Below are 6098 nucleotides of genomic sequence, written 5' to 3' on the forward strand. Positions count from 1 at the left end.
CGACCATCGGGATGGCGACCTTCTCGACGACCTTGTCCCAGTCGACGCCGACGCCGGCTGCGAGACCGACGCCGATCAGGCCGCCGATCAGGGCGTGCGAGGACGACGACGGGATGCCGAAGTACCACGTGATGAGGTTCCACACGATCGCCCCGACCAGCGCGCTGAGCACGACCGTGAGGGCATGGTTGGCCGACATGTCGTCGAACCCCGTGAGGATGTCCTTGATCGTCTTGGCCACCGCGGTGCCCAGCAGGGCACCGACGAAGTTGAGGACGGCGGCCATCGAGAGGGCGATCCGTGGTGTCAGGGCGCGGGTCGAGACCGAGGTGGCGATCGCGTTGGCCGCGTCGTGGAAGCCGTTGGTGTAGTCGAAGAAGAGGGCGATGGCGACAGTGGCGATCACCAGCGCCAGGGTGAGGTCCACTACTCAGGACTCCTTGACGGCGATCTGCTCCACCGTGTTGGCGACGGATTCCAACGCATCGATGGCGTGCTCGAGGGAGTCGACGACGTCCTTGAGCTTGAGCACCTCGAGCGACTTGTAGCTGCCGCTGAACAGGTTGGCCACGATGCGGCGGTAGGACCGGTCGCCCTGGTTCTCGAGGCGGTTGATCTCGATCCAGTACTCGTCGAGGTCCTTCATGGTGCGCAGCCGGGGCATCGCCTCGGCGGTCAGCTGGGTGGCCCGCTGGAGCACCTCGACCTGGGGCGCGAAGTCGGCCGGCAGGTCGCCGAGCTCGTACAGCCCGATCAGGTCGACGGTCTCCTCCATGAAGTCCATGACGTCGTCGAGGCTGCTGGCGAGGCGGTAGATGTCCTCGCGGTCGAACGGCGTGATGAACGTCGAGTTGGCCCGCCGGATGATGGCGTGCGTCGTCTCGTCGGCCTCGTGCTCGGCCTCACGCATCTGCTCGCCGATGGCCCGCTTGTCGGTCCCGGAGTCCAACATCTGTGCCAGCAGATTGGCCCCGTCGACGAGGTGATTCGCCATCTCGGTGAACAAGTCGTAGAACGATGTCTCAACTGGTCGGATGCGAAAACGCACGACGAGCTCCTGTCAATGCTGGGTAGGGCAAGCCCATGCTAGAGGCACGGCGTTCACGCAAGCGAATCGCGGGTGTTACCTGCTGTTCAGGGGCGCTCGGAGAGCCCGAGGATCTCGTCGACCTCGTCCTGGGTGAGGGGCCTGTCCTTGCCCGAGGCCGCGATGATGAGCCGACTCGTCAGCTCGATCTCGTCGAGCGCCTGGTCGTCGCGTAGGCGACTGTCCAACGGCTCCGGCATCTGGTGGGGCTCCCTGATCCTTCTGCGATGTGTACGTGATCATCCCGAAGGACGGCACCGAAGCCCCACCCTCAGGATCATTCCCCCCCACCGACGAGCCTAGGCCAGCCGTCAGCCTGGCGCAGCCGATCGTCCGTTTCGGACGCCCCCCTCAACCTGCGAACGAGTCCGGCCCGCCGTGCGATCATGGGGGCCTAGGTCCTACATGTTCCCGGGGGATGACAGATGCAGCAGACCGCTGGCCATACGGAGCGGGTCGATCGCGAGATCGAGCGTTATGGCGTGCTCGGCCGCCAGCCCCTGCGCGACCTGCAGTCCCTCGTCGACCTGATCGCGGCGATCTGCGAGGTCCCGTACGCGGCGATCAACATGGTGGGCAGCCGGTCACAGCACCAGATCGTGACCTCCGGCCTCGAGCCATCGATCTGTACGCGTGAGGACTCGATGTGCGCCGTGGTGATGGGCGACCCGCGTCCCGTCGAGGTGGACGACGCCAGCGTCGATCCGCGATTCCGGGACAACCCGTTCGTGACGGGCGAGATCGGCGCGGTCCGGTTCTACGCCTCGGCGCCGATCACGACGCCGGACGGCCTGCCGATCGGTCGGCTGTGCGTGTTCGACCTCGCGCCCCGCGAGCTCACCCCGCTGCAGAAGCGGGCACTCGGCGTCATGGCGGCCCAGGTCATGGACCTGCTGGAGCTCCGGTTCCGCAGCCGGGCCCTCGAGGACTCGCTGCAGGAGCTGACCGACGTACGTGACGAGCTGCGGCGCACCAACGAGCACCTGACGCTCTTCGCGGGCCAGGTCAGTCACGACCTGCGCACCCCGCTCACCGCGATCCTCGTCAACGCCGAGCTGCTGGCGACCAAGCCGGTCGTCGAGGGTGATCCGGAGGTGTCGCAGATGGTCGGCGCCGTCGAGCAGGCCGGTCACCGGATGGACTCCATGATCGAGGAGATGTTGACCTACGCCCAGCACGGCGGTCGCCCCCGCATCGTCGAGACCGACCTGCACCACGTCGTCGACCTCGTGCTCACCGACGCCACAGCCCTGGTCCGGCGCGACGACGCCGACGTCCGGGTGGGTGACCTCCCGCGTGTCATGGGAGATCCCGACCTCCTCTACTCGGTCGTGCTGAACCTGGTCACCAACGCGATCAAGTTCGCCCGTCCGGGCACGTCGCCCTCGGTGTCGATCACCGCGGAACGGCTCTCGGCCCACTGGCGGATCCGGGTGTCCGACGACGGCATCGGGGTGTCGCCCGGTCGGCAGGAGTCGATGTTCGAGCTGTTCGCGCGGGCGGACGACAGCGCCACCGGACACGGGATCGGTCTGGCCACGGCCCGGCGGATCGTGGAGTCCCACGGCGGCACGATCGGCATGGAGAGCCCCGCCACGGGCGGGACGAGCGTGTGGTTCGACCTGCCGGTGTAGGCGGGTAGGAAGTCCTTCGGCGAGTGGTGCCGAAGTGTGGAGTGCGTGGGGCAATTGCGTGGAGATCGCGTGGATCCGACCTCAATACGTTGATGTCACAAGCCAACGCAGCGCCCCCCACACCACGACACCACGAAGGACACACCATGATGACCAAGAAGATCCTCCTCCCCCTCGCCACCCTCGCCGCCGCCGGCGCCATCGCGGTCGGATCGGGCGCCACGTTCACCTCCACCAGCGCCAACACGATCAGCTCGGTCACCTCCGGCACGCTGAGCCAGTCCAACACCAAGGCTGACGCCGGCATCTTCAACCTGACGAACATCAAGGCCGGCGACACCGTCAACGGCACCCTGACGATCACGAACACCGGCACGCTCGACGCCAACTTCTCGCTGACCGAGGTCAAGTCGGCCAACGAGTTCGCCAAGGACAACCTGACCCTGACGATCACCGACACCGCCACGCCCACCACGCCGGTCTGGTCCGGCAACTTCGGCGACCTGGCCGACGGCACCAAGAACGACCTCGGTCTCGTCAAGGCCGGCGCCTCCAACACGTACGTCTTCAGCGCCCAGCTCGCCACCACCGCTGACAACACGCAGCAGAACAAGACCGCCAACGCCACGTTCCAGTGGGACTCCGTCCAGCTGAACGGCGAGACCACCAACCAGTGATCTCAGGCCCTCGGGCCAACCGGACGTGCCGTCGACCTCGGGTCGGCGGCACGTCGTTGTTTTTCCGCAGATGTGGAGAAGGCGAGGAACTCGTGTGGAGAACGCGTGGATCGCACTTTTCTAGAGTGAAGACATGAGCCAGCACCGGAAGGAGAAGAGCGCGATGACCCGTCGTCTGCCGCACATGGCCGCCGCCCTCGTGGCCGTCGTCGCCGCCATCTGCCTGACCGGCTCCTCCTCCGCCTCGTACGTCTCGAGCTCGAGCTCGACCGGCACGGTCTCCGCCGCCGCCGACTGGGTCGCCCCGACCGTCGCGATCACCGCTCCCGGCACGGCCGTCCGCGGCACCACGACGGTCACCGCGACGGCGACCGACACCGCCGGCTCCGGCGTCAAGAGCGTCACGATCCAGCGCGCCGTCGCCGGCGGCTCGACCTGGACCGACATCTGCACCGACACCTCGGCCCCCTTCACCTGCGACTGGGCGACCAGCGGTCTCGTCGACGGCGCCTACGACCTGCGGGCCGCCGCCACCGACAACGCCGGCAACACCGCCACCTCCGCCACGACCCGCACGACGGTCGCCAACGCGATGACCGTCGTCCTGGACCGCCCGGGCGACTACCTGCACGGCACGGTCTCGACGACGTCCACGGTCACCGGTGCCAGTGGCCTGGTCCCGACGGTCCGCGTCGAGTACCTGCCCGCGGGCGGCTCGACCTGGACGACCCTCTGCGCGGCCAACAGCGGCCCCTACACCTGCTCCGCGAGCACCACGTCGATCGCGAGCGGCACCTACAGCTTCCGCTCCGTCGCCACCGCCGGCAGCGCCACCGCCACCTCGGCGACCGTCACCGGTGTCATCGTCGACAACACGAACCCGACCGTCACGCTGACCGACCCGGGCACGCCGCTCAAGGGCACCAAGACGTTCACCGTCAGCGCGACCGACGCGCACTCGGGCATCGCGAAGGTCGTCGTCCAGGCGACGACCGGCACCACGACGACGGATGTCTGCACCATCACCGCTCCGGCGACGACCTGCTCCGTCGACACCACGACACTCCCCAACGGCACCTACAGCTTCCGGGCCGTCGCGACCGACAAGGCCGGCAACTCCACGACGTCCGCCGCGATCGCGAACCGCGTCGTGCAGAACACGGTCTCCACCATCACCCTCGCCACGCCCAGCCCCTACCTGCGCGGCAGCGTGCCGCTGACCGCGAGCACGACGACCACCGGCAAGATCACGAACGTCCGCTTCGAGCAGTCGGTCGCCGGGTCGGGCACCTGGACCACGATCGCCACGACCACCAGCACGACGGCGAGCTACACGACGAGCTGGAGCACGAGCGCCCTCAACGGCACCTACGACCTGCGCGCGGTCCTCACCGACTCCGACGGCAACACCGTCATCTCGAACGTCGTCGCCGGCCGCCTGGTCGACAACATCGCTCCCAAGGGCGCCGACATCCAGACCACGAACGGCGGGACCGCGGGCAGGATCGACGCGGGCGACACGATCGTCTACACGTACAGCGAGCAGATGGACCTCAGCTCGATCTACGCCGGCTGGTCCGGCACGGCCACCTCGGGCGCCATCCGGGTCGGCGGGCTGTTCACCAACAACCAGATCCTCCAGATCGACAGCCCGACCAACCTCCGGCTCGGCACCGTCGACCTCAATGCCAGCTTCGCCTTCCTCGGCGATGCCACCGCCGACGCATCCATCACCGCCGCGACCGTCACGATCGACGGCATCGTGCGCACGGTGATCACCGTCAAGGTCCTCGGCAACGCCGGCTACCAGGTCAACGCCGCCGCCAACATGGTCTGGACGCCCTCCGCCTCCGCGACCGACCTGGCCGGCAACCCGACCAGCACCGCCACCGTCACCGAGTCCGGTGCCCTGGACGTGGACTTCTGATGGAACACCCCCACACCCCCGCCTCGCGGGCAGCCGCCTTCGCGACCACACTCCTGGTGCTCGTGGAGCTGGCACGCGTTGCCGGCGGCCGGCACGACTCCTACGTCGCCGCGCTGCTGCTGGCGCTGCTGGTCGCCACCGCCGCCGTGTCGCTCAAGCTGCACCGGGACAACTGCTTCGAGTCCCGGCTCGGCGCGACCCTGCTGGCAGCGTTCACCGGCGGCGGCGTCGTGCTGACGGCTGTCGCCGGCCTGCCGGGACAGGACGTCCGCCCGTTCGGCTCGCTCGGGTTCGTGATGCTTGTCGTCTCCGCGGCGATCGTCGGCCTCCTGTCGTACGACCAGGCCCAGCGGGTCGCCGACCGTCGGTAGACGTCGCCGTATGCTTCCTGAAATGCCCCACCTCGTGTTGCTCGTCGAGGACGACGACCAGATCGCTGCGCCCCTCATCCGCACCCTCGAGCGTGAGGGATATGACGTCGAACGTGTCGGCGCGGGACTGCCCGCCGTCGACCGGGTGGCCGCCACCGGCGTCGACCTCGTGCTGCTCGATCTCGGCCTGCCCGACATCGACGGCCTGGAGGTCTGCCGGCGCATCCGCGCGGCCGGCTACGTCGGCGGCGTCCTGATCCTCACCGCCCGCGGCGGCGAGCTCGACCGGGTCGTCGGCCTCGACGTCGGGGCGGACGACTACCTCGCCAAGCCGTTCGGACTCGCCGAGCTCCTCGCCCGCACGCGCGCCTTGCTCCGCCGCAGCGCCCCGACTCGCGCCGA

At 68.5% G+C, this 6098-nt stretch carries 8 protein-coding genes; 5 read left to right on the top strand and 3 right to left on the bottom strand.

The genetic code is table 11. The features are described from left to right. The 3 genes from JWQ91_RS06115 to JWQ91_RS06125 form a co-directional block, all read right to left on the bottom strand. On the bottom strand, positions 1 to 406 hold a 406-nt coding region (locus tag JWQ91_RS06115), incomplete at its 3' end, for an inorganic phosphate transporter (RefSeq protein ID WP_297781975.1). 24 nt (positions 407 to 430) lie between these two features. Continuing rightward, a complete protein-coding gene (locus JWQ91_RS06120) occupies positions 431 to 1048 on the bottom strand; it encodes a DUF47 family protein (RefSeq protein WP_297781976.1) in 618 nt (205 codons plus the stop codon). Positions 1049 to 1134: 86 nt separating this feature from the next. Further along, entirely contained in the window at positions 1135 to 1275 is a 141-nt protein-coding gene (locus tag JWQ91_RS06125) for a hypothetical protein (RefSeq protein WP_297781977.1), read from the bottom strand. Between the two features lie 237 nt (positions 1276 to 1512). On the opposite strand from JWQ91_RS06125, the gene JWQ91_RS06130 reads away from it, so the two are divergent. The 5 genes from JWQ91_RS06130 to JWQ91_RS06150 form a co-directional block, all read left to right on the top strand. After that, the gene (locus JWQ91_RS06130; protein ID WP_297781978.1) at positions 1513 to 2721 is read left to right on the top strand and encodes a HAMP domain-containing sensor histidine kinase; all 1209 of its coding nucleotides are present in this window, start codon (positions 1513 to 1515) and stop codon (positions 2719 to 2721) included. A gap of 146 nt (positions 2722 to 2867) precedes the next feature. Next, positions 2868 to 3398 carry a TasA family protein gene (locus tag JWQ91_RS06135; protein ID WP_297781979.1) on the top strand — a complete coding sequence of 177 codons (531 nt, stop codon included), beginning with the start codon at positions 2868 to 2870 and terminating at the stop codon, positions 3396 to 3398. A 133-nt stretch (positions 3399 to 3531) separates the two neighbouring features. Beyond that, positions 3532 to 5325 (top strand): Ig-like domain-containing protein, encoded by a 1794-nt coding sequence (locus JWQ91_RS06140; RefSeq protein WP_297781980.1) that lies wholly within the window; start codon positions 3532 to 3534, stop codon positions 5323 to 5325. Continuing rightward, entirely contained in the window at positions 5325 to 5696 is a 372-nt protein-coding gene (locus tag JWQ91_RS06145) for a hypothetical protein (RefSeq protein WP_297781981.1), read from the top strand. The genes JWQ91_RS06140 and JWQ91_RS06145 overlap by 1 nt, the downstream gene beginning before the upstream one ends. Positions 5697 to 5718: 22 nt before the next feature. Beyond that, positions 5719 to 6098 (top strand): response regulator (locus tag JWQ91_RS06150; protein WP_297781982.1); only part of this gene is annotated, 380 nt, incomplete at its 3' end.

Source organism: Aeromicrobium sp. (assembly GCF_025965075.1).
Classification (GTDB): domain Bacteria; phylum Actinomycetota; class Actinomycetes; order Propionibacteriales; family Nocardioidaceae; genus Aeromicrobium.